This window comes from Actinomadura rupiterrae, from assembly GCF_024172125.1.
In the GTDB taxonomy this organism is placed as follows: domain Bacteria; phylum Actinomycetota; class Actinomycetes; order Streptosporangiales; family Streptosporangiaceae; genus Spirillospora; species Spirillospora rupiterrae.
In genome coordinates, this window is sequence record NZ_JAMZEA010000006.1 from 377,027 (window position 1) to 398,083 (window position 21,057).

General features: G+C 72.0%; 20 protein-coding genes. 16 read left to right on the forward strand and 4 right to left on the reverse strand.

The features are described from left to right. Window positions 1-4: 4 nt before the first annotated feature. The gene (locus FHU30_RS22725) at window positions 5-565 is read right to left on the reverse strand and encodes a TetR/AcrR family transcriptional regulator (protein ID WP_253878567.1); all 561 of its coding nucleotides are present in this window, start codon (window positions 563-565) and stop codon (window positions 5-7) included. Between the two features lie 39 nt (window positions 566-604). On the opposite strand from FHU30_RS22725, the gene FHU30_RS22730 reads away from it, so the two are divergent. After that, the gene (locus FHU30_RS22730; protein ID WP_253878568.1) at window positions 605-1,645 is read left to right on the forward strand and encodes an epoxide hydrolase family protein; all 1,041 of its coding nucleotides are present in this window, start codon (window positions 605-607) and stop codon (window positions 1,643-1,645) included. A gap of 47 nt (window positions 1,646-1,692) precedes the next feature. Here the strand turns inward: FHU30_RS22730 and FHU30_RS22735 are convergent, their stop codons facing one another. After that, on the reverse strand, window positions 1,693-2,586 hold the full coding sequence (locus tag FHU30_RS22735; RefSeq protein ID WP_253878569.1) for an NADP-dependent oxidoreductase: 894 nt from the start codon (window positions 2,584-2,586) through the stop codon (window positions 1,693-1,695). 390 nt (window positions 2,587-2,976) lie between these two features. Between FHU30_RS22735 and FHU30_RS22740 the strand changes: the two genes are divergently transcribed. Genes FHU30_RS22740 through FHU30_RS22750 form a run of 3 tightly spaced genes read left to right on the forward strand, consistent with a single transcriptional unit; the run spans window position 2,977 to window position 5,713 of the window. Further along, complete coding sequence (locus FHU30_RS22740) at window positions 2,977-3,990, forward strand: histidine kinase (protein ID WP_253878570.1); 1,014 nt, start codon at window positions 2,977-2,979, stop codon at window positions 3,988-3,990. Window positions 3,991-4,034: 44 nt separating this feature from the next. Next, complete coding sequence (locus tag FHU30_RS47180; RefSeq protein ID WP_253878571.1) at window positions 4,035-5,111, forward strand: sensor histidine kinase; 1,077 nt, start codon at window positions 4,035-4,037, stop codon at window positions 5,109-5,111. Next, the gene (locus FHU30_RS22750) at window positions 5,108-5,713 is read left to right on the forward strand and encodes a response regulator transcription factor (RefSeq protein ID WP_253878572.1); all 606 of its coding nucleotides are present in this window, start codon (window positions 5,108-5,110) and stop codon (window positions 5,711-5,713) included. Before FHU30_RS47180 ends, FHU30_RS22750 begins: the two co-directional genes overlap by 4 nt. Before the next feature lie 54 nt (window positions 5,714-5,767). Here FHU30_RS22750 and FHU30_RS22755 read toward each other — a convergent pair whose 3' ends face one another. Together FHU30_RS22755 and FHU30_RS22760 are read right to left on the reverse strand one after the other, a co-directional pair. Further along, the gene (locus FHU30_RS22755; protein WP_253878573.1) at window positions 5,768-6,667 is read right to left on the reverse strand and encodes a haloalkane dehalogenase; all 900 of its coding nucleotides are present in this window, start codon (window positions 6,665-6,667) and stop codon (window positions 5,768-5,770) included. A gap of 328 nt (window positions 6,668-6,995) precedes the next feature. Further along, window positions 6,996-7,610 carry an LmbU family transcriptional regulator gene (locus FHU30_RS22760; protein WP_253878574.1) on the reverse strand — a complete coding sequence of 205 codons (615 nt, stop codon included), beginning with the start codon at window positions 7,608-7,610 and terminating at the stop codon, window positions 6,996-6,998. A 302-nt stretch (window positions 7,611-7,912) separates the two neighbouring features. Here FHU30_RS22760 and FHU30_RS22765 point away from each other — a divergent pair, with 302 nt between their 5' ends. The 12 genes from FHU30_RS22765 to FHU30_RS22820 all read left to right on the forward strand — a co-directional run bounded on the left by FHU30_RS22765 (window position 7,913) and on the right by FHU30_RS22820 (window position 21,015). Beyond that, the gene (locus FHU30_RS22765; protein ID WP_253878575.1) at window positions 7,913-8,146 is read left to right on the forward strand and encodes an RNA polymerase subunit sigma-70; all 234 of its coding nucleotides are present in this window, start codon (window positions 7,913-7,915) and stop codon (window positions 8,144-8,146) included. Between the two features lie 465 nt (window positions 8,147-8,611). Continuing rightward, on the forward strand, window positions 8,612-9,247 hold the full coding sequence (locus FHU30_RS22770) for a response regulator transcription factor (RefSeq protein ID WP_253878576.1): 636 nt from the start codon (window positions 8,612-8,614) through the stop codon (window positions 9,245-9,247). 397 nt (window positions 9,248-9,644) lie between these two features. Then, on the forward strand, window positions 9,645-10,124 hold the full coding sequence (locus FHU30_RS22775) for a Clp protease N-terminal domain-containing protein (RefSeq protein WP_253878577.1): 480 nt from the start codon (window positions 9,645-9,647) through the stop codon (window positions 10,122-10,124). A gap of 29 nt (window positions 10,125-10,153) precedes the next feature. Further along, window positions 10,154-11,107: an ABC transporter ATP-binding protein gene (locus FHU30_RS22780; protein ID WP_253878578.1), complete on the forward strand. Its 954-nt coding sequence runs from the start codon at window positions 10,154-10,156 to the stop codon at window positions 11,105-11,107. Next, window positions 11,104-11,949 (forward strand): ABC transporter permease, encoded by an 846-nt coding sequence (locus tag FHU30_RS22785; protein WP_253878579.1) that lies wholly within the window; start codon window positions 11,104-11,106, stop codon window positions 11,947-11,949. Before FHU30_RS22780 ends, FHU30_RS22785 begins: the two co-directional genes overlap by 4 nt. A gap of 120 nt (window positions 11,950-12,069) precedes the next feature. Continuing rightward, window positions 12,070-12,726: an FMN-binding negative transcriptional regulator gene (locus FHU30_RS22790; RefSeq protein ID WP_253878580.1), complete on the forward strand. Its 657-nt coding sequence runs from the start codon at window positions 12,070-12,072 to the stop codon at window positions 12,724-12,726. A 140-nt stretch (window positions 12,727-12,866) separates the two neighbouring features. Next, entirely contained in the window at window positions 12,867-13,556 is a 690-nt protein-coding gene (locus FHU30_RS22795; RefSeq protein ID WP_253878581.1) for a thioesterase II family protein, read from the forward strand. Between the two features lie 32 nt (window positions 13,557-13,588). Further along, window positions 13,589-14,413 (forward strand): SDR family oxidoreductase, encoded by an 825-nt coding sequence (locus FHU30_RS22800; RefSeq protein ID WP_253878582.1) that lies wholly within the window; start codon window positions 13,589-13,591, stop codon window positions 14,411-14,413. A 46-nt stretch (window positions 14,414-14,459) separates the two neighbouring features. Then, the gene (locus FHU30_RS22805; RefSeq protein WP_253878583.1) at window positions 14,460-17,513 is read left to right on the forward strand and encodes an amino acid adenylation domain-containing protein; all 3,054 of its coding nucleotides are present in this window, start codon (window positions 14,460-14,462) and stop codon (window positions 17,511-17,513) included. Next, window positions 17,503-18,690, forward strand: coding sequence for a cytochrome P450 (locus FHU30_RS22810; protein WP_253878584.1), 1,188 nt, complete (start codon window positions 17,503-17,505; stop codon window positions 18,688-18,690). Before FHU30_RS22805 ends, FHU30_RS22810 begins: the two co-directional genes overlap by 11 nt. Before the next feature lie 77 nt (window positions 18,691-18,767). After that, a complete protein-coding gene (locus FHU30_RS22815; protein ID WP_253878585.1) occupies window positions 18,768-19,958 on the forward strand; it encodes a cytochrome P450 in 1,191 nt (396 codons plus the stop codon). Window positions 19,959-19,980: 22 nt separating this feature from the next. After that, a complete protein-coding gene (locus FHU30_RS22820) occupies window positions 19,981-21,015 on the forward strand; it encodes a methyltransferase (protein WP_253878586.1) in 1,035 nt (344 codons plus the stop codon). Window positions 21,016-21,057 lie beyond the last annotated feature (42 nt).

The window sequence follows — 21,057 nt, forward strand, 5'->3', positions numbered from 1 at the left end:
CTTGTCAGCCGTCGGCGAGGCGCTGGATGGTGGTGCTCAGCCAGGTGTGGAGCTCGGCGGAGTCGCCGAGCTCGGATCGCAGGACCCGGCGGCGGGTGGAGACGCCCAAGACGAAAGCGTCGATCGCCGCGGCCCGGTTGCGGGCCTCGGCGTCGTCCAGACCGCTGTCGCGCAGGTAGCGGTGCAGCGGTTCGAGCGAATTGGCGTCGAGGAAGGCCGCCAGCGCCTGCGCGGCCTGCGGGCGTTCGCCCGATGCGCGTTGCAGCACCAGCAGCGGATCCTCCTCGGACGCGCTGAACCAGCGCTGGACGATGCTCGCCGCCAGGCGTGCGCCGAGTGCGGAGCGGTCGCCGTCAATGGAGCCGGACACCGGGATCTTCACCTGGGTCGCGGCCAGGAAGAGGCCGTCCTTGCCGCCGAAATAGCGCGTGATGAGATTGGGCGACACCCCGGCCGCGTCGGCCACACCTTTGACCGTGGTCGCAGCGTACCCATACCGGGCGAACTGGCGTTGCGCGTTCTCCAGGATCCGCTGCCTGGTGGCGGTGGCGTTGCGCGAGCTCATGTGTACGAGCATACACCCAGTATGTGTACGCTGATACACATGATGGACGAGCTACGGGAACGACTCCTGCGGACGCGGCACGTCACGACGCCATGGTGCGGCGACCGCGCGCGCGGCCTCGGCGGCCTTCTCCTTGACGACCTCCTCGAACGCTGGGCGGACGGGTACGACTGGGATGTGCACGAGCGCCGCATCGGCGAACTCCCCTGGGTCACGGTGGGGGCGGCGGGCACTGAGCTGCGGGTGATCCATCAGCGATCCGCCGATCCTGGCGCCCCGGTCGTGGTGCTGTTGCATGGCTGGCCGGACTCGGTGCTGCGCTTCGAGCGCGTCCTGCCGTTGCTCACCGACATGCACGTGGTGGTTCCCGCGCTGCCGGGCTTCCCGTTCGCGCCCCCGCTCACCACGCCCGGCATGTCGGCCAACAGGATCGCCGGGATCGTCGCGGACGCACTCGAACAACTCGGCTACCCGCGGTACGCGCTGTCCGGCGGCGACGTGGGCGGCACTGTCGCGGAGATCCTCGCGGCCGAACACCCGGACCGGGTCGCCGCCCTGCACCTCACCAACATCGCGCCGCTGCGCGCGCTCACCGCGGACCCGGCCGAGCTCGAACCCGAGGCGGCGGCCTACCTCGACCGGGCGGCGCGCTGGTTCCGGGCCGACGGCGGGTACATCGCCGAGCAGTCGACCCGGCCCAACACCCTCGCCGTCGCCCTCGGCGACTCACCCGCCGGCCTGGCCGCCTGGATCGTCGAGAAACTCCTGGCCTGGTCCGACGGGTCGGCGTTCACCATCGACGAACTGCTCACCTGGGTCACCGCCTACTGGGTCACCGGCACGATCGGGACCTCTTTCGCCACCTACACCGAACCCGCCACCCTCTCCGGCCGGATCGACACCCCCACCGTGCTGTCGATCTTCCCCGGCGATACCAAGCCCGAGCCGCGAAGCTACGCCGAAGCCTTCCTCAACATCCGCGACTACGTGGAACACCCCTCCGGCGGCCACTTCGCAGCCTGGGAACAACCCCGGGCATACACCGCCGACCTCCGCCGCGCAGTCAACCTGGGCGGCTGAAACAGAACCCGCCGATCCCTTGCGGCTGGAGGATGAGGCCTTGCGGCTCAGCCGTTGGTCAGTACGACCTTGCCTCGGGGGTGGGCGCTGGTCAGAGCTTCGAAGGCGGCGGCGGCCTCGGAGAAGGGGAAGGTCAGGCCGACCTGGGGGCGGAGGGTTCCGGCATCGACGAGGCGGGCCAGCTCGGTGAGCTGAGCCTGGTCCGGCGTGACGATGAAGTAGTCACCGCGGACACCGTGGGCCTCGGCCGCACCGTCTGGGGGCGGGGTGGCGACCGCGACGAGGATGCCCCCGCCGCGGATGACCTGCCACGAACGGTCCAGAACCGGGCCGCCGACGGTGTCCAGGACGACGTCGACCGGCTCCACGTGGGCCTCCCACGCGGTGCGGTAGTCCAGGACCAGCGAGGCGCCCAGGCTCCGGACGTAGTCGGCGTCGTTGGAGGACGCCGTCGCGACGACCTCAGCGCCCAACGCCGCCGCGAGCTGCACTCCGTAGTTGCCGACCCCGCCCGCGCCGCCGTGCACGAGCACCCGCTGCCCGGTCTTCAGGTGGGCGTGGTCGGTGAGGGCCTGCCATGCGGTCAGCGCGGCGAGCGGCAGGCTGGCCGCCGCCACATGATCCACGCTGGTCGGCTTCACGGCGAGTCGAGCCGCCGGTACAGGCACGTAGTCGGCCGCGCCGCCGCTGCCGTTGAAGTCCAGCAGCGCGTACACCTGGTCGCCTGGGGCGAACCCCGCCGCGTCCGCGCCGGCCTCGGCCACCACACCGGAGATCTCAAAGGACGGGACGGCCGGCCACTTCTGCGGCCAGGTCAGCTCGTCTCGGGTGATGGCCGCCGCCCGGACCCCGACGAGCACCTCGCCAGGCCCCGGCACCGGCCGGGGCACGCTGGCATAGCTGAAGGACTGGCCTGACTGTTGCGCGAGAACTGCGTGCATGGTGATGGTGCCCCTTCGGTACGCGCTCCACCTGCGCTGGTGGGAGTGATGGCCCCCCATTGTGGAGGTAGGCGCACGCCGTGCGGCAGAGGCAAATGTCACCGGCCAGCGGTGGCGTTCATCATCAGATACCGGCGATGTCTGGCATCTGATGGAGGCCAGGCGAAGGGGCGAGGTGGGTGACCCGCGTCGCCGAGGCCCGGGCGCCGAGGCCCGGGCGCCATGGCCCGGGCGCCATGGCCCGCTCCGGCACCGCTACCCAGGCAACCTGACGTCGTTGCTGAGGCCGTATCAGGCAGGAGCGGCAGGGCGGCGCCTGACGACCGTTCTCCTTGATCGTTCGTCGGCGCTGTCCCTATCCTGATGCAGGCGGAGCGGGCGGGGGCAGCAATGGCGCAGGAGTCGGCCGATCGGCTGGTGCGGCTGACCACCGCCGCGGTCATCACCTGGAACGTCGCCCTGGCGGTCAAGTGCCTGTATCCGACCGTGATGTCGCCCGTCGTCCCCGGCCGGGCGGCCATCGCGATCGCCGCCACCGCCCTGTACCTGCCGCTGTACATCGCCTTGGTGAACGGGACGATCCGGGGGATCGGTCCGCGCAGGAGCGGCTGGCTGCTGGCGGGCGTCGCGGTGGTGATCATGGCCGCGATGCCGTTCGCCGGGGCCAACTGGCCGCTCGCCGTGACGGTCCTGGTCGGGCTGGCGCTGGTGGTCATCCCGCCTCCGTGGTCGCTGGGGGTGGTCGCCGCGCTGACCGCCGTCGCGGTGCTGGCCACTGTCGCCTGGACCCGGGTGCCCGCCGGTGCCGCTCGGGCCGACTTCGCGGTGCGCGGGATCGCGGTCTTCGCAGCCCTGAATACCCTCTGGTGGGGGATCTCGCTGGCCGTGCTGGTGTGGCTCGCGCGGATCCTCCGTCAGGTTCAGGCCGCCCGCCGGGAGCTCGCCCTGCGGGCCGCCGTCGCCGAGCGCAGCCGCATCGATGCCGAGCTGACTGGCACGATCGGCTCCGCCCTGGACCGGATCGTCGCCGATAGCCAGGCCGCGGCGCGAGCCGCACCTGATGATCCAGAGGCCGCGGCCCAGGCGCTGCGTGCGGTGACCGGCAGGTCGCGAGCCGCCCTCCTGCAAGCCCGCCGGATGCTGAGCGGGTACCGAAACGTGTCGCTGGAGGCCGAACTGCAGGCTGCCGCGGCCTTGCTGTCGGCAGGTGGTATCCGGGCGGAGGTCGTCCTGCCCGATTCGGGGCTTCCGGCGCGGATGCCGCAGGAGGTTCGGGCGAGTCTTCGCCCGGTGGTGGCCCGGGCGTTGGCCGACCCGGCCCTGCGGGAATGCGCTCTGACGGTCCAGGCGGGGGCCGAGGGCGGCCTGGCGGTCCGGCTCATCGACCGGACGGCCCGGGGGTGAGCACGACCCCGTGGCCGCCCGGGCGGCCACGCCGCATGATGGCCATGGCCACCGTCGCGATGGGGCTGGTCAGCCCGGTGTTCACGATCGTGGGCACGCCCGGCGAACCCTCCCGCGGGGTGGTCCTGCCGGCGTTGCTCGGCCTTGCTCTGGTCACGCTGCAGCTGCGCCACAGCCTCGCCGCCGCCCGGGGCGAACGGCCACCGGGCTGGCCGTGGAGCCTGGCGGGCCTCGCCGTCGTGGTGTACGCGCCGCTGCCGTTCTACACCTACAACTGGGCGGCCGCGCAGGCGCTGATGGTCGCCTCGGTGGCGATGCTGCTGCGGGGGCGGCCGGCCATCGTGGCCGCCGCCGTGCTGGCCTTGGGCACGGCGGTCTGGGCGTCCGCATGGGCAGCAGTGCTGGGGAGTCCTGTCACCTGGATCGTCTTCGAGGCCGGCTGGTGGGGGTTGTCGATACCGATGGGGTCGGCGGCGCTGTACGGTCTGGCGCGCCTGACCCGGGCGGTCGGCGAACTGCGGGCCGCGCACACCGAACTGGCCGAGCTGGCGATCGCGCAGGAACGCCTGCGGATCTCCCGCGACGTGCACGACCTGATCGGGCAGAGCCTGTCGGCGGTCTCCCTGCGCGGCGACCTCGCCCTCCGCCTGCTGGAGACCGACCCCAAGGCGGCCCAGAGCGAGGTGGCGACCCTCACCGCCGTGGCGCGGGCGGCTCTGCGCGACCTTGCCACCGTGTCCCAGGACGGCACCGGTGTCGATCTGGACACCGAGGCCGCCGGCGCCCGGACGCTGCTGGCCGCGGCGGGCGCCGAGGTGCGGATCGTGATCGACGTCGACGGGCTGCCGGCCGTGGCCAGGACCGTGTACGGCTGGGCGCTGCGGGAGGGCGTGACCAACGTCCTGCGGCACAGCGCGGCCGAGAACTGCTCGATCATCGCGGCGCCGACCCGGCTTGAGATCATCAACGACGGAGTGGACCCGGCGTCCTCGACGCCCCCGGGCGGTGGCCTGACCGGGCTGGCCGAACGGGTCCGGGCCCTGTCCGGGAGGGTGACCGCCGGACCTCTGCCGGGCGGCCGGTTCCGGTTGCGCGTCGATCTGCCCGAGGAGCCCACGTGATCCGCGTACTCATCGCCGAGGACATGCACATGATCCGCGGCGCGCTCACCGCCCTGCTCGGCCTGGAAGACGACATCGAGGTCATCGCCGAACTCGACCGCGGCGACCAGATCGTCGAAACCGCGCTGCGCACCCGGCCCGACGTGGCCGTCATCGACATCGGGCTGCCGGGACTGGACGGCCTGACCGCCGCCGAGCAGCTCCACCAGGTCATGCCCGAGTGCCGGACCCTGGTGCTCACCGGTCTGACCCGTCCGGGCAATCTGCTGCGCGCGCTGAAAGCGCATGTGCGGGGTTTCATCGCCAAAGACGCCCCGCCCGAGCAGCTGGCCGCCGGAATCAGGCGGATCGCCGCAGGCGACCGCGTCCTGGACCCCGACCTGCTCGCCGCGGCCCTGGAAACCGGGGCAAGCCCGCTCACGGCCCGGGAGACCGACGTGCTCAGACAGGCCGACAGCGGAATATCCACCGAGCAGATCGCGGCCGCGCTGTCCCTGTCGCCGGCCACCGTACGCAACTATCTGTCCTACGCGATCACCAAGATCGGCGCACGCAACCGGATCGACGCCATCCGCATCGCCCGCGAGGCCGGCTGGCTCTAGGCAGGACGGCGTCAGCCCGGCGGGTGGGCTTGGCCGGGCCGACGCGTCGTGCGGCTACAGCCCGGCGATGAACTCCCGTAGGGCGGTGCCGATCTGGTCAGCCGAGTCTTCCTGGACGTAGTGAATGCCGGCCACCTTCACCTCGCGCTGGTTGGGCCAGGTCCGGGCGAACTCCAGGGCCCGTCCGACCAGGATTGCTCCCGGCTCGGCCGAGACCAGCAGTTTGGGCACCGGTGAGCGGCTCAGCCACCCGCCGTACTCCTCCACGACCGCCGCCACGTCGGCCGGGTCGCCGTCGATCGGCAGCTCGCGGGGGAACAGCAGGGTGGGCATGCGGGATTCGCGCGTCGGGAAAGGCGCGCGGTAGGCGTCCATCTCCTCATGCGAGAGTTGGCGCAGCACGCTCTTGGGCAGGACGGTCTCGATGAAGAAGTTCTCCTCCAGGCAGAGCCGTTCGCCCTCCGGGGAGCGCATGGCACGAAACAGCGTGTCGCGCCCTTGGGGGAAGTCCGCCCACAGCCGCGGCTGGACGATGGCTTCCATGTAGGCGATGGTGTGCAGGCGTTCGGCGTGTCTGCGTCCCCAGTGGAAGCCCAGCGCCGACCCCCAGTCGTGCAGCACCAGGCTGACCGGGCCGTCGGGGACGACCGCGTCGAACCAGGCGTCCAGATGGCGGACGTGGTCGAAGAACCGGTAGCCGCCACCGGTGATGGGCCCGGAGGCGCCCATGCCGGCCAGGTCGGGCGCCAGGACCCGGTGCCGGTCCGACACGTACGGGATGATGTTGCGCCACAGATAGGACGAGGTCGGATTGCCGTGCAGGAACACCACCGTCCCGGCCCCGTCCTCGGGGCCGGTGTCGACGTAGCTCATGTAGGTGTCCAGCACGTCGACCGTCTTACGGGGATGCGGGTCCGCAGCGGTACCTGCCTGCTGGGGGACGTGCGTGGTCATGGTGATGCCGTCCTTCCGTACGTGCTCCACCTGCGCTGGTGGGAGTGATGGCCCCCAGCGTGAAGGCCGACGCACGCCGTACGGCAGAGGCAAATGTCACCGGTCAGCCGTGGCGTTCATCATCGGATACCGGTCACGGATCAGCAGGGCGTGGTGGCGGCGAGGTCGCTGGTTCGAAGCCGGAGCCCCTCGGACAAGCAGGTCGAAGGCCGGTTCCGATTGAGGAACCGGCCTTCGACTGCCCGGAAGCGAGGGGGCAAAGGGGAGCGACTTCCTGGTGGGTTCGTATCACCGTCGGCGCTCTCGCCCATCACTGAGGGTGGTGGGGTTAGGGGGTTGTTTCGGCCAGTGCGGCTTCGTCCAGGACTTTGGCGATCCATTCTGTTAAAGGCATCTGCGCGGCTTCGGCTGCTTGGGTCCAACGGTCTTTGCGGGTCGTGTCCAGGTTCACGATGACCGTCGTGGAGGCGTCTGGTTCGCCGGACGATTCCGGAGCAGGGAACTCGCGAGCCTGGCGGAGTTCCTTACGGAGGCGCCGGGTCGACCATTTCTCTTTTTCGGCGCGGTCCATCCACCGTTCCTGCTCCGCTTCCGGAAGTGCCGCGATCTCGGCGTGGTGCTGCAGGCTGAGGGCGTCGCGCCGGCGGGACGGAGGGAACCGGCGGGCGACCCACGCATAGTTGCGCAGCGTCTGGTAGTCGAGGCCGGTCTCCTGGATGACCAGGCGGTACCGGTCGGGGAACCTCTTCTCCCCGTACACCAGCCAGTCCCCCAGCCACCAGACCGACGAGTTGGTGATCAGCTTGAGGTTGCGCCCGATGTGCAGCCAGGACTCGAAATTGAGGTCGGCCGGCATCCGCAGTTCGACCCGCCGCGCCTGAATGCGCTCGTCACCCGCGACCGCGCGCGGCGACCATCCTGTACTGGACCTGCGCCCTTCCATGAGACTGTTCCGTGTCAAAGCAACGCTCCGTTTCCCCATTTGGCGAGGACGGCGGGCGCGGTCGACCGACGCGCCCCGGAGAAGCGACGGCGTCCCCCCATCGATCCGCATTTCCGACCTCGTTGACACGAGAGGAAGCATGCAAGACGCGATCGTGGAAGTCCACTGATCATTTCACGAAGTGACCATGAAGAATTCACGGTCACGGGGAGTGCTCCCGGCGGTGCGGGGCGCCACCCCCGCGGCCCGAGCCCCAAGCAACTCGGGTTGACAGGCAACAGGAGTCAACTTAACTTGCTCTCATGTCGGGTGTGGAGATTCCCGTTTCGGGGGACGCCGCGGACGAGCTCGCGGCGGTGGTGGCGCTGCGGAAGCTCGCCGACCGCCTTGAGGACTCAGCCATCGAGAAGGCCATGCGGACGGGCTGGAGCTGGCTGGAGGTCGCCGAGGCGCTGGGGGTGACGCGCCAGGCGGTGCACAAGAAGCACGCCAGGCGGCTCATCGACGCGGGCGTCAAGCTCCGGAGAAGGAGATGACGCCGCGCGCGTTCACGCGTCCCGCCGCCCGACCGGTCCCAGGAGTCCTCGAAGCAGCAGGCAGCCGTGAAACAGGACGCCCCGATTGATGGCCGCCGCGCTCCCTGCGCCCGTCCGCGCCCCTGCTCGTGGCGGCAGCGCCCCGGCGCCGGTGCGGTAGGCCCCGTTCCTCGCCGCCGCACGGCCGGCCCGGGCCGCGATCCGCCGCCGGTGCCCTTTCGCTCCGGAGCCGCTTGGCGACGGAACGCTCCATCCACCCCGCGCGGCCTCGCTCGGCCGTCCCCACCGCGAGCCCGCCCCGACCACTGCCCGGTCCGGCATCCGCGCGCCGCGCACTGCGCGCTGCACGCCGACGCCCTTCACCGACGTCCCCTGCCACCCCGCGAACGCCCCCCGTCCCGTTCCGTCACCCCGCTCAGAACCGCATGACCGCCTGGCGTTTCTTTCCACTCGAAGGACGCACACATGCCTGCCCTGAAAGTCCTTATCGCCGAGAAACAGCACATGATCCGCGGAGCGTTCGTCGCGCTGCTCGAAGCCGAACCCGATCTGAGCGTGGTGGCCAGCGTGGACCGCGGCGACCTGGTCATTCCCGCTGCCCGGGAATGCCGGCCGGATGTCGCCGTCCTCGACCTGGAGACGCCGAACATCGACGGGCTCACCGCCGCGAAGCTGCTGCACGGCTCGCTCCCCTCCTGCCGGACGATCATCCTCGCCGGGCTGGCGCGCCCGGGCGTGCTGCGCCGCGCGCTCTCCGCCCCGGCCGTCGGCTTCCTGCTCAAGACGGCACCGGCCGAGCGCCTGCCCGAGGCCGTGCGCGAGGTGGCCTCCGGGCACCGCATCATGGACCCGCACCTGGTCGTGGCCGCGCTGAACGCCGGCGAGAGCCCGCTGTCGTCCAGGGAGTCGCAGGTCCTCATGTACGTCGCCCAGGGCGCGGAGCCCAACGAGATCGCCTCGGCGCTCCAACTGTCCGTCGGGACGATACGGAACTACCTGACCACGGTCGTCACCAAACTGAACGCCCGCAACAAGGTGGACGCCGTCCGTATCGCCACCGAGACTGGCTGGATACCGTCGACCTGGATTCCGCGGCCATGACCGCGCGGGAGCACGGCGTCCGGGGCGCCGGGCGCTTGCGCGTGCCCGGTCGCCGGGCGCTTGCGCGTGCCCGCGACGGCGCACGGATGATCTGATCGCACCTGCTCCCCGCTAAGGCGCCTCCGGCCACCGCCGTGGCCGGGGGACGCCCGGGACGCACACCCCCTCCCCGCCCCGGCGAGCGCCGCCCGCTCTGTCCCGTCACCGGGACATGACGTGCGGCACCGGAGCCAGTAAGCAATCTAGGTTGACAGCCGTCGTTAGTCAACTATGGTTGCTTAAGTATCCGGCGCCCGGCCGTCCGCGTCCCCCTGCCGGGGCTCGGCGACCGCGCGCCACACGGTCCACGCGACCTGACGGGTCCCGCCGCGCGGGGCCCGGGCGAGGAGGCCCTGGAATGAGCATGTTCGGCAGCTACCTGGCCACGGTGATGGAACTGGCGGCGGGTGAGGCCCAGGAAGCCGGCTCGGCCACGATCGAGGCCGAGCACCTGCTGCTGGCGGTGGCCTCGGAGCGGCGGGGCACCGCGCACAAGGTGCTGCGGGAGGCGGGGCTGGACCGGCAGACGATCCAGCGGGCGCTGGAGCGCGAGTTCACCCACAGCCTCAGCACGGCCGGGGTGACGGTGGAGGGCGGGGAGCTCCCGCCGCCGAAGCGCGCCGCCAAGCGCCCGTCCCAGCTCGGCACCTCGGCCAAGCTCGCCCTGGAGCGCGGGGTGACGGCGGCCAGCGACAAGCAGGACCTCCAGCCGGCGCACCTGCTGCTGGGGATCCTCCAGGCCAGGGTCGGGCCGGTGCCGCGCGCGCTGGGCCTGACCGGGCTCGATCGCGAGGACCTCGTGCGACGCCTCCAGCGGGCCATCGCCGGGGACGGATGACCGGCGGACGCGCGAGGGAAGGAACGACGATGACGACCGACGCCCCCGTGGTGCTGGACGTGGACGGACTCCGGATGCGCTACGGCGACAAGGAGGTCCTCAAGGACGTGGCGTTCCGGATCCGCCGGGGCGAGGTGGTGGCGCTGCTCGGCCCCAACGGGGCGGGCAAGACCACGACCATCGAGATCCTGGAGGGCTTCCGGATGCGCTCCGACGGACGGGTCGCGGTGCTCGGCACCGACCCCGCCCACGGCGACGAGCGCTGGCGGGCCCGGGTGGGGATCGTGCTGCAGTCCTGGCGCGACCACGGCAAGTGGCGGGTGCGCCAGCTCCTCGCCCACCTGGGGTACTACTACTCCCCCTACGGCACCGGCGAGACCACCAGGCCCTGGGACGTGGACGAGCTGATCGGGCTGGTCGGCTTGCAGGAGCACGCCGAGAAGCCGGTCCGGATGCTGTCGGGCGGGCAGCGGCGCCGCCTGGACGTCGCCATCGGCCTGGTCGGACGCCCCGAGGTGCTGTTCCTCGACGAGCCCACGGCCGGGTTCGACCCGGTGGCCCGGCGCGAGTTCCACGCCCTGATGCTGGAGCTGGCCGCCACCGGCACCACCACGATCGTGCTCACCACCCACGACCTGTACGAGGCCGACAAGCTCGCCGGGCGCATCATGATCCTCAACGGCGGGCGCATCGTCGCCGACGGCACCGCCGAGGAGCTGGCGCAGCAGATCGTCGGCCAGGACGAGGTGCACTGGACGCTCGACGGCCAGCCCTACATCCGCTCGGTCCCCGACTCCACCGGCTTCGTCTACGACCTCTTCCAGCGGCACGGCAGGGACGTCCGCAACCTGGAGGTGCGCCGGTCCTCGCTGGAGGACACCTACCTGTCCCTCGTCCGGCGCGCCGAGAGCGAGCCCGAGACACCGCCCGGGAGCGACGGCACCGAAGAGCGGACCCGTACCGGGAGAGAGGCCCTGAAGTGAACTCCACCGCTGTGGCGCTGCGCGCGGGACTGGCCCGCGGGATGATCGAGTTCCGCCAGTCGGTCACCGGTCCCGAACTGCTCGGCCACCTGCTGTGGCCGGTGGCCACCCTGGTCGCGGTCTTCTTCCTGCGCCACCGGCAGTTCCAGCACACCGGCTTCAAGCTGGGCACGCTCATCATGCCGAGCGTGCTCGGCATGTTCACCTGCTTCGGCGCGGTCCTGCTGATCCAGCAGCTCACGGCGGAGCGGGAAGACGGCACGCTGCTGCGCGCCAAGGCCGTGCCCAACGGAATCCGCGGCTACTTCCTCGGCAAGCTCGTGACCACGTCGGCCACGATCGTCGGCTACCTGGTGATCCTGATGGTGCCGGGGCTCTTCATGGTCACCGGGCTGGAGGCCGGCCGCGCCGGGTCCTGGGCGACCTTCGCCTGGGTGCTGCTGCTCGGCCTGGTCGCCACCCAGTCCATCGGCGCGATGCTCGGCTCCCTGATCGCCAGCCCGCGCGGCGCGGGCTACCTGTCCATCCTGGTGATGGGCCTGATCTCGATCTCCGGCATCTTCTACCCGATCACCGCGCTGCCCGGCTGGCTCCAGGCGACGGCGCAGGTGTTCCCCATCTACTGGCTTGGCCTGGGGATGCGCTCGGCGCTGCTGCCGCACTCCATGGCCGCGGTCGAGCTCGGCCACTCCTGGCGGCACCTGGAGACGCTCGGCGTCCTCGGCGCGTGGGCGCTGGTAGGCGTGATCGTCGCCCCGATCGTCCTCTCCCGCATGGCGCGCAAGGAATCCGGCTCGCGCGTCGCCGAACGGCGAGCGAAACTCCTCCAACGCGTCGGCTGACGCGACTCGGGACCGAAGCCGAGTTACCGGACGGCGGCGCCCTCGACAAATTCCTTGACGGGATTTACCGTGTGCTGCGCGACCTTGATCGGCGCGCGGAAACGGTGAAGGGGGCGTCGCATGTTCGTTCCTTGCTTTTATCGGGAGCCGGAGGCATCGTGGACGGTGGATCTGGTGCGGCGGAATCCGCTGGCCCAATTGGCGAGCAGCGGAGCCGACGGTGATCCGCCGTATGTCACGCACGTTCCCATCATTGTCGATCCCGAACTGTCCGAAGACCTGGAGGATCTGACCGGCACCACCCTCTGGGGCCACATGAACCGGGCGAACCCGCACTGGGCGGCCCTGGTCGACGGCAGCCGCGTCGTAGCGACGTTCACGGGTCCGCACGGCTACGTGTCGCCGACCGTGTACGGGACGACGCCGGCGGCCCCCACCTGGAACTTCACCGCCGTGCACGTGCACGGGACGGTGCGGAAGGTCGGCTCCGACGAAGAGACCCTGGAAACCGTGACGGCCACCGTGCGAACCTTTGAAGAACGCTTCGGCGCGGAGTGGGCGATGCGGGATTCCCTCGACTACTTCCGGCGGATCCTGGTCGGCGTCGGCGCGTACAGAATCGACGTTTCGCGCGTGGACGGAATGTTCAAACTCAGCCAGGAGCAGTCGCCGGACGTCCGCGAGCGGGTGCGGCGGTCCTTCGCCGAACGCGACACCACCCACCACCGGGACATCGCCGCGCTGATGGGCCGCCTTACCCCGAACGGCGACCACTGAATTCCCGCTGAATTCGCATTGAGAACCGGGAACGGGACGTGTCCTGTCGCCAGGACACGCACCGTCCGCGTTCCCGGCGGTCGAAGTTACCGCCGGTCGAAATTCCCGCCGGTCGAAACGATGAGGAATCCATGCCGCCCATGCCCTTTTCGCTCGTCTGCCTTCCGTTCGCCGGCAGCGGGGCCGGGTTCTACCGCGCCTGGCCCAGCCCTACCGCGTCCGGCATCGCCGTCCTCCCGGTGCAGCTGCCGGGTCGCGAGGAGCTGTTCTCTGAGGAACCGTTCACCGACGTGGCGGAGGCCGCCGCCGCGCTCGTGCCGCAGGTCGTCCGGCTCACCCGCGACGTCCCCCGCTTCGCGCTGTTCGGCCACAGCCTCGGAGCCGTCCTGAGCTACGAGATCGCCCGCGAACTGGAGCGGCGCGGGCATCCCGGCCTGGCGCACCTCTACGTGAGCGGATCCCCCGGGCCGTGGACGGGACGCGACAGCAGGGCGACGGGGCTCGCCGACGACGAGTTCCTGAGCCGGGTCCAGGAGTTCGCCGGGTTCCGCCACGAGGCCCTGGACGACCCGGACCTCCGGGAGCTCCTGCTGCCCGTGCTCCGGGCGGACGTCGCGATGCACGAGAACTACAAGCCGTCCTCGTCGGACCCCCTCCGGACGCCGATCACCGCGTTGCGCGGCACGGACGACGCCCTCGTCAGCCGGGACCACGCCCGCCAGTGGGCGGACGCCACCCGGGGCGGCTTCCGGTACCTCGAACTACCGGGCGGACACATGTACCTGACCGGCGCGCCCGGCGCGCTCCTCGACGCGATCGCCGACGACTGAGGCCGCAGCCGGCCGAGACGGGAGCCGCCGCCATGACGCTGAAGGGCAAGACCGCCGTGATCACGGGCGCGGCGCGCGGGATCGGCCGCGCGTGCGCCGTCCGGTTCGCCCGCGAGGGCGCGGACCTGGTGCTCCTCGACATCGCCGCCGATTTGCCCGGCGTCGGCTACCCGCTCGGCAGCCGAGACCAGCTCGACCACACCGCCGAGCTGTGCGAGCGTGAGGGCGCGGCCGTGCTGGCGGCCCCGCTCGACGTGCGCGACCCGGCCGGGGTGGACGCGGCGGTCGCCGCCGCGCTCGACCGCTTCCACGGCATCGACGTGCTGGTCAACAACGCGGGCATCGCCGCGCCCTCGGGCCGGGCCGTGCACGAGATCGGCGAGCCCGACTGGGCGCTCATGCTGGACGTCGACCTCTCCGGCGCCTGGCGGATGATCAAGGCCGTCGCGCCGGGCATGGTCGAGCGGCGGTCCGGCAGCGTGATCAACCTGTCGTCCACGGCGGGGCTGGTCGGCTACCGCAACTTCAGCGCCTATGTGGCCGCCAAGCACGGGCTCGTCGGGCTGACCCGGGCGGCGGCGCTGGACTACGCGCCGCACCGGGTGCGGGTCAACGCGCTGTGCCCCGGCTCGGTCCGCGACGACCCGCTGGTGGAGGGCCGGATGCTGGTGGAGATCGCGCGCTCCCTCGACCTGCCCGCCGCCGGCCACGAGGAGATCTTCCTGCGCGACCAGCCGACGAACGCGCTCATCGAGCCCACCGCCGTGGCGGGCGCCGCGGCCTGGCTGGCGGGCGACGACGCATGGCAGATGACGGGCGCGGTGCTGACCGTCGACGGCGGCTTCACCAGCAGGTGACCGCACGCGACCGCCACCATCACCGGTAAGGGGCTGGACAATGGGGATGACCACCGAAACATCACCGGACGCCGCCGGGCGGGTCGCGTTCCTCACCCCGCCTACGCCCGCACAGCTCCGTCGCGGGACGAGCCCTCCGGCGGAGGCCGCGTGGGGGTGGGCCTGCCACAGCCTCATCGTGCGGACGCGGGACCCGGCGCCCGTCGAGTTCGTCCGCTCCCGGACTTCAGGGTGGCGGCTTTGGGAGACGGCCGTTCCCGCGCCGCACGGTTCCGCGGCGGCGCGCGAGCGGCTCGGCCGGGAGGCGCTGCGGCCGGTCCGCGGCGACGGCTGCCCGGTCCGCGCCGTCCTGCTCCGGTACGCGGACGGCGTGGCGGATCTGGTGCTCGTCGCCGTCCGCCGATGGGTGCCGCGCGCCGCTTTGGAGCAGATCGCCGATCTCGTTCTGCTCGGGCAGGACCCGGACGTTCCCGCGTCCCCAGGCGAACCTCCGCCGGCCCGGCACGCCTGGCCGACGGTCGGCTGGGGTCTCGGCGATCCGCAACGGGACGGGATCGTCGGTACCCGGTCGCTCGCGGCGCACGGCCTGCCCGCCGACAGCCGGGAGATCCTCACGGGCGCCCTCGCGCTCACCCTGGCTCGCTACACCGGTGAAGCGACGGTCGAGGTCGGACGGGCGGACACCGACACGCCGCGATGGGAACCGGAACGCGTACGCGTGCAGATCGACGAGGACGAGGGTCCGGCGGCCCTCCTCGCCGGATTCGACGTCCTCACCGCCGCGCCCCCGCAGCAGGCCGTGCCCCCTGTCGGCCTGCTGACGACGAGCGGATCGCCCGACCGGACCTACCTCCCGTCCCTGCGCCCGGTCTTCCCGCTCACCCTGCACGCCGCGACCGACCCCACCGGGACCACCGAACTGACCTGCTGGTTCGACGAGGGATCGGTGTGCCCCGATGTCGCCGCGACGTTCTGCGCGGCGGTCGAGAGCGCGGCCGCGCACCTCGCGTCGGCCCCGGCCGTCCCGGCCCTGTCCGACATACCGCTCCTGGCACCGGACGAGACGGCGCGGATCTTGCGGCTGGGCGGCGCGGACGTGCGCCTCGACGTCCCTCCAGAGCGCATCGACCGGCGCTTCGAGAAGGTGGCCCGCCGCCTCCCCGACGCGGTGGCGCTGGCCGACGAGAACGAGGAGGTGACCTACCGGCAGCTCGACGAGCGCGCGGAACGGGTCGCCGCCGGGCTGCGCGAGCTGGGCGCGGCCCCGGACGACCTGGTCGGCCTCTGCCTGGACCGCGACACTGCGCTGGTCATCGCGATGCTCGGCATCCTCAAGGCGGGCTGCGCCTACGTCCCGATGGACGCCACCTATCCCCCCGACCGCCTGCGGTACATCGCCGAGGACGCCCGGTTGCGCCTGGTCATCGGCGCCCCCGAACGGTTCCCCTCCTTGGACGGCGTCGAAGTCGTCGAACCCCGCGAGGTGGACCGCCGGGGCGCTCGCGCCCAGGACGCCGCCTCAGAACGGCCGTCGAGACGGCCACGGCCCGGCTCCCCGGACAGCGCCGCCTACGTCATCTACACCTCCGGATCGACCGGCCGCCCGAAGGGCGTGGTCGTACCGCACCGGAACGTCGCCGCGCTGCTGGACGCCACCAGCGGCGACTTCGCGCTGGGCCCCGAGGACGTCTGGACGCTCTTCCACTCCAGCGCCTTCGACTTCTCCGTCTGGGAGATCTGGGGCTGCCTGCTGACCGGCGGGCGGCTCGTCGTCGTCCCGTACTGGACCGCACGCGACCCCGACGCGTTCCACCGGCTCCTGGCGGAACGGAAGGTCACCGTGCTCAACCAGACCCCCTCGGCGTTCTCCCAGCTCGTGCGCGCGGATCAGACGGCGCACGCGGTCCGGACGGCCGGCGCGGACCGGACGGCGCACGCGGCGCTGTCGGTACGGCTGCTGGTCTTCGGTGGCGAACCGCTGGACGTCAACCTGCTCACCCCCTGGTTCGCGCGGTACTCCCCCAGCCGCTGCCGCGTGGTGAACATGTTCGGCATCACCGAGACGACGGTGCACGTGACCGCGCAGACGGTCACCCCGGCGGACGTGGCGGCCGGGTCCCGCTCGGTCGGCCGTCCGCTGCCGGGGTGGTCGGTCTCGGTGCGCGACACGCGGGGCCGGGTGCTGCCGCCGGGAGCCGCCGGTGAGATCCACGTCGCGGGCGCGGGCGTGGCCAGCGGCTACCTGCGGCGTCCCGGCCTGACGGCGCGGCGCTTCGCCGTCGAGCCCGGCACCGGGGTGCGGCGCTACCGCAGCGGGGACCGGGGACGGCTCCGGCCGGACGGGCGCCTCGACCACCTCGGCCGGCTGGACGACCAGGTGAAGATCCGCGGCCACCGCGTCGAGCTGGACGAGATCAGGTCCGTGCTGGCCGCCCACCCCGCCGTGCGCGCCGCGCTCGTGGTGGTCGGCGCGGCGGAGGGGGACGCGGCCGAGCAGCGGCTCGACGGGTACGTGGTGCTCGACCGGCCGGACGGCGCCCCGGCCGTCCTCGACGTCACACGGGCCGTCCTCGACGAGGCGCGCCGCATCCTGCCCCCGTACATGGTCCCGGCCACGCTCACCGCGGTCCCCGAGATCCCGCTCACCCCCAACGGGAAGCCCGACACGGCCCGGCTCCCCGCGCCGACCGCCCTGGCCCGTCCGCACTCGGCCGGGCCCGTTCCCGACGCCGCTCCCCCGCCGGAGGATGGGGCCGAGCCCGACGGGCTGGCCGCGGAGATCCTGGACATCTGGCGGCGGCAGCTGCGGACCGAGGTGACCGCGAGCGACAACTTCTTCGAGCTGGGCGGCAACTCGCTGCTGGTGATCCGCGTCCTCACCGCGATGCGCGAGCGCGGGCTGCCCGCCGTCACCCCGCGCGACTTCTACACCCACTCGACCGCCGACCGGTTCATCCGGTTCGTCGGCGAGAAGCGGGACGCGTCCGCCGGGGACGCGCCCGCCCGCGACGGCGGCGGGGACCGACCTCCGCCGCGTAACCCGGCCGACGAGTCCGCGACCGCATCCCATGGAAGGAACCGACCCGGTCATGCGCGTTGACGAGTGGAACGTCCATCCCCACCACGTCTGGATCAAGGGGGGTCGCCCCGAGAAGGTCGTCGACTACGACGACGAGCTCAAGATGTGGAACATCTACGGCTACCCGGAGGCCGTCGAGGCGCTCACCAACCCGAAGGTCTTCTCCAACGACGCCGGGCGGCTGGACCCCATCGACCTCGACCCGGACATCTGCGCAGGCGACTTCGCCCAGATGGACCCGCCGCAGCACCGCAAGGTGCGCGGGCTGGCCGACCACGCGTTCCTGCCGGACCTGATGACGTCCCTCGAACCGCGGGTCATCCGGCTCATCCACGAGCTGGTGGACGACCTGGCGGACCGGGACCGGTTCGACCTGGTCAAGGACTTCGCCACGCCGCTGCCGCTGACCGTGATCGGCGAGCTGCTCGGCATCCCCCGCTCGGACCTGCACCTGTTCCACGCGTGGATGCACCGGATGCTGGACGACACGGGCGACTTCGAGCCGCCCGAGGCCGTGCTGGACCAGGAGGAGGCGCTGAAGGCCGGGTTCGCCCTGCTCTACGAGATGCGCGACTACTGGGGCGGGCTCGCCGCCGAGCGCCGCCGGACGCCGCGCGAGGACCTCATCAGCCACCTGGTGCACGCGGAGGTGGAGGGCGAGCGGCTGACCGACTCGGAGGTCTTCAACATCTGCAACCGGCTGCTGATCAACGGGCACCACACCACGTCCATCCTGATCGGCAACACGATGCTGTGCCTGGACGCCTTCCCCGACCAGGCGGAGCGGGTGCGCGCGGACCGCTCGCTGGTGCCGAGCCTGGTCGAGGAGTGCCTGCGGTTCTTCTCCCCGATCGCGGCGGTCGGGCGGTGCACCAACGTCGATGTGGAGGTGGCCGGCACCGTCATCCCCAAGGACCAGGTCGTCATGGTGTGGACCGGTGCGGCCAACCACGACGAGCGCCAGTTCGAGAACCCGCACCGGCTCGACGCGGGACGGACGCCGAACGCGCACCTGGGGTTCGGCCGCGGCGTCCACTTCTGCATCGGCAGGAGGCTGGCCCGGATGCAGGGCCGCGCCGCGGTGGACATCCTGCTGGACCGGCTTCCGGGGCTGCGCACCGACCCCGACAACCCGCCGACCTTCTACCGGATCGCCGACGCGGGCGGCGTGGACGGGCTGCCCGTCCTGGTCGCATGACCCGCCCGGACCAGGCTCCACGGACACCGGAACCAGGCTCCAGGGACACCGGACGGGCTCCAGGGACAGGAGAGGCCATGACATCGGTAGTGCACAAATGGAACGTCCACCCGGACCACGGCTGGCTGCGCGGGAAGCGGCCGGACGCGCCGGTGCAATTCGACGAGGAGCAGGGGCTCTGGAACGTCTACGGCCACGCCGAGTGCCGGCGCATGCTCAATGACCACGAGACGTTCTCGTCCAACACCGCTCGGCTGCTCCCGGTGACCGTAGAGGCGGCGCTGCTGGAAGGCGACCTGTCCCAGATGGACCCGCCCGCCCACCGCGACTACCGCAGGCTGCTCAGCCCGGCCTTCACCCCGCGGCGCCTGGCCGCCCTGGAGGAGCGGGTCGCGGCGCTCACCGGCGAGCTGCTGGACGCGATGGACGGCCGGTCCGAGATCGAGGCCGTCGCCGACCTGGCCTACCCCCTGCCGGTGATCGTCATCGCCGAGCTGCTCGGCGTCCCGCCGTCCGACCGGGAGATGTTCCGCGGGTGGGCGGACGACGTCATCGAGAGCTTCAGCGGCTTCTCCGCGCTCGACGAGGAGGAGGGCGGGAACGACATCCGTGAGGGCACCGAGCGGATGCGCCCGCTGCTGTCGTACCTGGCCGGGCACCTCGCCGAGCGGCGCCGCCACCCCCGGGAGGACCTGCTCACCGAGCTGGCCCTGGCGGAGGCCGGCGGCCGGCGGCTCACCGACAACGAGGCGGTGAACATCGCCAACATCCTGCTGATCACCGGCCACATCACCACCTCGATGATCCTCGGCAACACCGTGCTGTGCCTGGACGCCGATCCCGAGCAGGCCGCGCGGGTGCGCGCGGACCGCTCGCTGGTGCCGGGCGCGGTCGAGGAGGCGCTGCGGGTGCTGCCGCCGGCGGCGGTCCTGACCCGGGCGACCAACGCCGACTGCGAGATCGCCGGGCAGCGGATTCCGAAGGACCAGCTGGTGTTCCTCTGGCTCGGCGCGGCCAACCGCGACCCGAGCGTCTTCGCGGCCCCCGAGGTCTTCGATCCCGGCCGCGACCCCAACCCGCATTTCGGGTTCGGCGGCGGGATCCACTTCTGCATCGGCGCGGGGCTGGCCCGGATCGAGGCGCGGTACGCCCTCAACGGCCTGCTGGACCGCTTCCCCGCGCTGCGCGCCGTCCCGGACGACCCGCCCGTCTTCTTCGAGACGCCCGACATGGTCGGCGTCCGCAAGCTCCCCCTCCACACCGTGTGACATCGAAGAGGAGCACGTCTTCATGGACGCGCAGTCGCTGCACCAGATGATGTACGGCCACATCCCAGCCCAGATCCTCTATGCCACCGCCGAGCTGGGTGTCGCGGACGCCCTGGCGGACGGCCCTCTCGACTGCGCGGACGTCGCCGGGCGGACCGCGACCGAGGTCCGGACGCTGCGCAGGCTCCTCCGCGCCCTGGTCGGGCTCGGCGTGGTCGAGCAGTTCGGCGCCGACCGCTTCGGGCTCACCGAGACCGGCGGGCTGCTGCGGTCCGACGCGCCCGGTTCGGTCCGCGACGATCTGCTGCTGTCGGTGACGCCGGAGCTGTGGCGGGCCTGGGGTTCGCTCGCACGCTCCGTCCGCGACGGGCGAGCGCCCCGCGACCCCGCCACCGGGCTGACGGCCCACCAGGCGGCGCTGCGGGACCCGGAGACGGCGGCGCGCTACCGCGCCGCCATGGCCCGCGCCGGCCGCGAGTTCGCGGCCGGGATCGCCGAGGTCTACGACTTCACCCGCTTCGGAACGCTCGCCGACCTGGGCGGTGACGAGGGCGTCCTGCTCGCGGAGATCCTCTCCGCCAACCCCGGCTTGAAGGGCGTCCTGCACGACGTCCCGGAGTCGTTCGACCGCGTTCGGGCGACCATGGAGGCGGCCGGTACCGAAGACCGCTGCGAGCTCGCCGCCCGCGCTCCCGACGAGCCGCCGGGGCGCGGAGCCGACGCCTACCTGCTCAACCACCTCCTCCACGACCGCGACGACGACGCGGCGACCGCCCTCCTGCGCGGCTGCCGGACGGCCCTGGCGGCAGACGCCGTGCTGCTGGTGGTGGAGACGGTCATGCCGCCGGTCCTCACCCCCGGCGACTCGGCCACCTACGGGATGACCGATCTGAACACCATGGTCCACAGCGGCGGCCGCGAGCGTACGGCCGAGGAGTACCGCGCGCTGCTCGCGGCGGCGGGCTTCGCGCTCACCGCCGTGACCGACGTGCCGACCGTCGGGGGCCTGCCGTCCTACAGCGTGATCGAGGCGGCCCCCGCCGCGCGGCCGGCGTGACGAGGGACGAGATGGAGTACCGGATTCTGGGGCCGTCGAGGT

Coding starts and splice junctions, on each gene's coding strand:
- FHU30_RS22725 (WP_253878567.1), bottom strand. CDS start 565: ATGAGCTCGCGCAACGCCACCGCCACCAGGCAGCGGATCCTGGAGAAC.
- FHU30_RS22730 (WP_253878568.1), top strand. CDS start 605: ATGATGGACGAGCTACGGGAACGACTCCTGCGGACGCGGCACGTCACG.
- FHU30_RS22735 (WP_253878569.1), bottom strand. CDS start 2,586: ATGCACGCAGTTCTCGCGCAACAGTCAGGCCAGTCCTTCAGCTATGCC.
- FHU30_RS22740 (WP_253878570.1), top strand. CDS start 2,977: ATGGCGCAGGAGTCGGCCGATCGGCTGGTGCGGCTGACCACCGCCGCG.
- FHU30_RS47180 (WP_253878571.1), top strand. CDS start 4,035: ATGGCCACCGTCGCGATGGGGCTGGTCAGCCCGGTGTTCACGATCGTG.
- FHU30_RS22755 (WP_253878573.1), bottom strand. CDS start 6,667: ATGACCACGCACGTCCCCCAGCAGGCAGGTACCGCTGCGGACCCGCAT.
- FHU30_RS22760 (WP_253878574.1), bottom strand. CDS start 7,610: ATGGAAGGGCGCAGGTCCAGTACAGGATGGTCGCCGCGCGCGGTCGCG.
- FHU30_RS22765 (WP_253878575.1), top strand. CDS start 7,913: ATGTCGGGTGTGGAGATTCCCGTTTCGGGGGACGCCGCGGACGAGCTC.
- FHU30_RS22770 (WP_253878576.1), top strand. CDS start 8,612: ATGCCTGCCCTGAAAGTCCTTATCGCCGAGAAACAGCACATGATCCGC.
- FHU30_RS22775 (WP_253878577.1), top strand. CDS start 9,645: ATGAGCATGTTCGGCAGCTACCTGGCCACGGTGATGGAACTGGCGGCG.
- FHU30_RS22780 (WP_253878578.1), top strand. CDS start 10,154: ATGACGACCGACGCCCCCGTGGTGCTGGACGTGGACGGACTCCGGATG.
- FHU30_RS22790 (WP_253878580.1), top strand. CDS start 12,070: ATGTTCGTTCCTTGCTTTTATCGGGAGCCGGAGGCATCGTGGACGGTG.
- FHU30_RS22795 (WP_253878581.1), top strand. CDS start 12,867: ATGCCCTTTTCGCTCGTCTGCCTTCCGTTCGCCGGCAGCGGGGCCGGG.
- FHU30_RS22800 (WP_253878582.1), top strand. CDS start 13,589: ATGACGCTGAAGGGCAAGACCGCCGTGATCACGGGCGCGGCGCGCGGG.
- FHU30_RS22805 (WP_253878583.1), top strand. CDS start 14,460: ATGACCACCGAAACATCACCGGACGCCGCCGGGCGGGTCGCGTTCCTC.
- FHU30_RS22810 (WP_253878584.1), top strand. CDS start 17,503: ATGCGCGTTGACGAGTGGAACGTCCATCCCCACCACGTCTGGATCAAG.
- FHU30_RS22815 (WP_253878585.1), top strand. CDS start 18,768: ATGACATCGGTAGTGCACAAATGGAACGTCCACCCGGACCACGGCTGG.
- FHU30_RS22820 (WP_253878586.1), top strand. CDS start 19,981: ATGGACGCGCAGTCGCTGCACCAGATGATGTACGGCCACATCCCAGCC.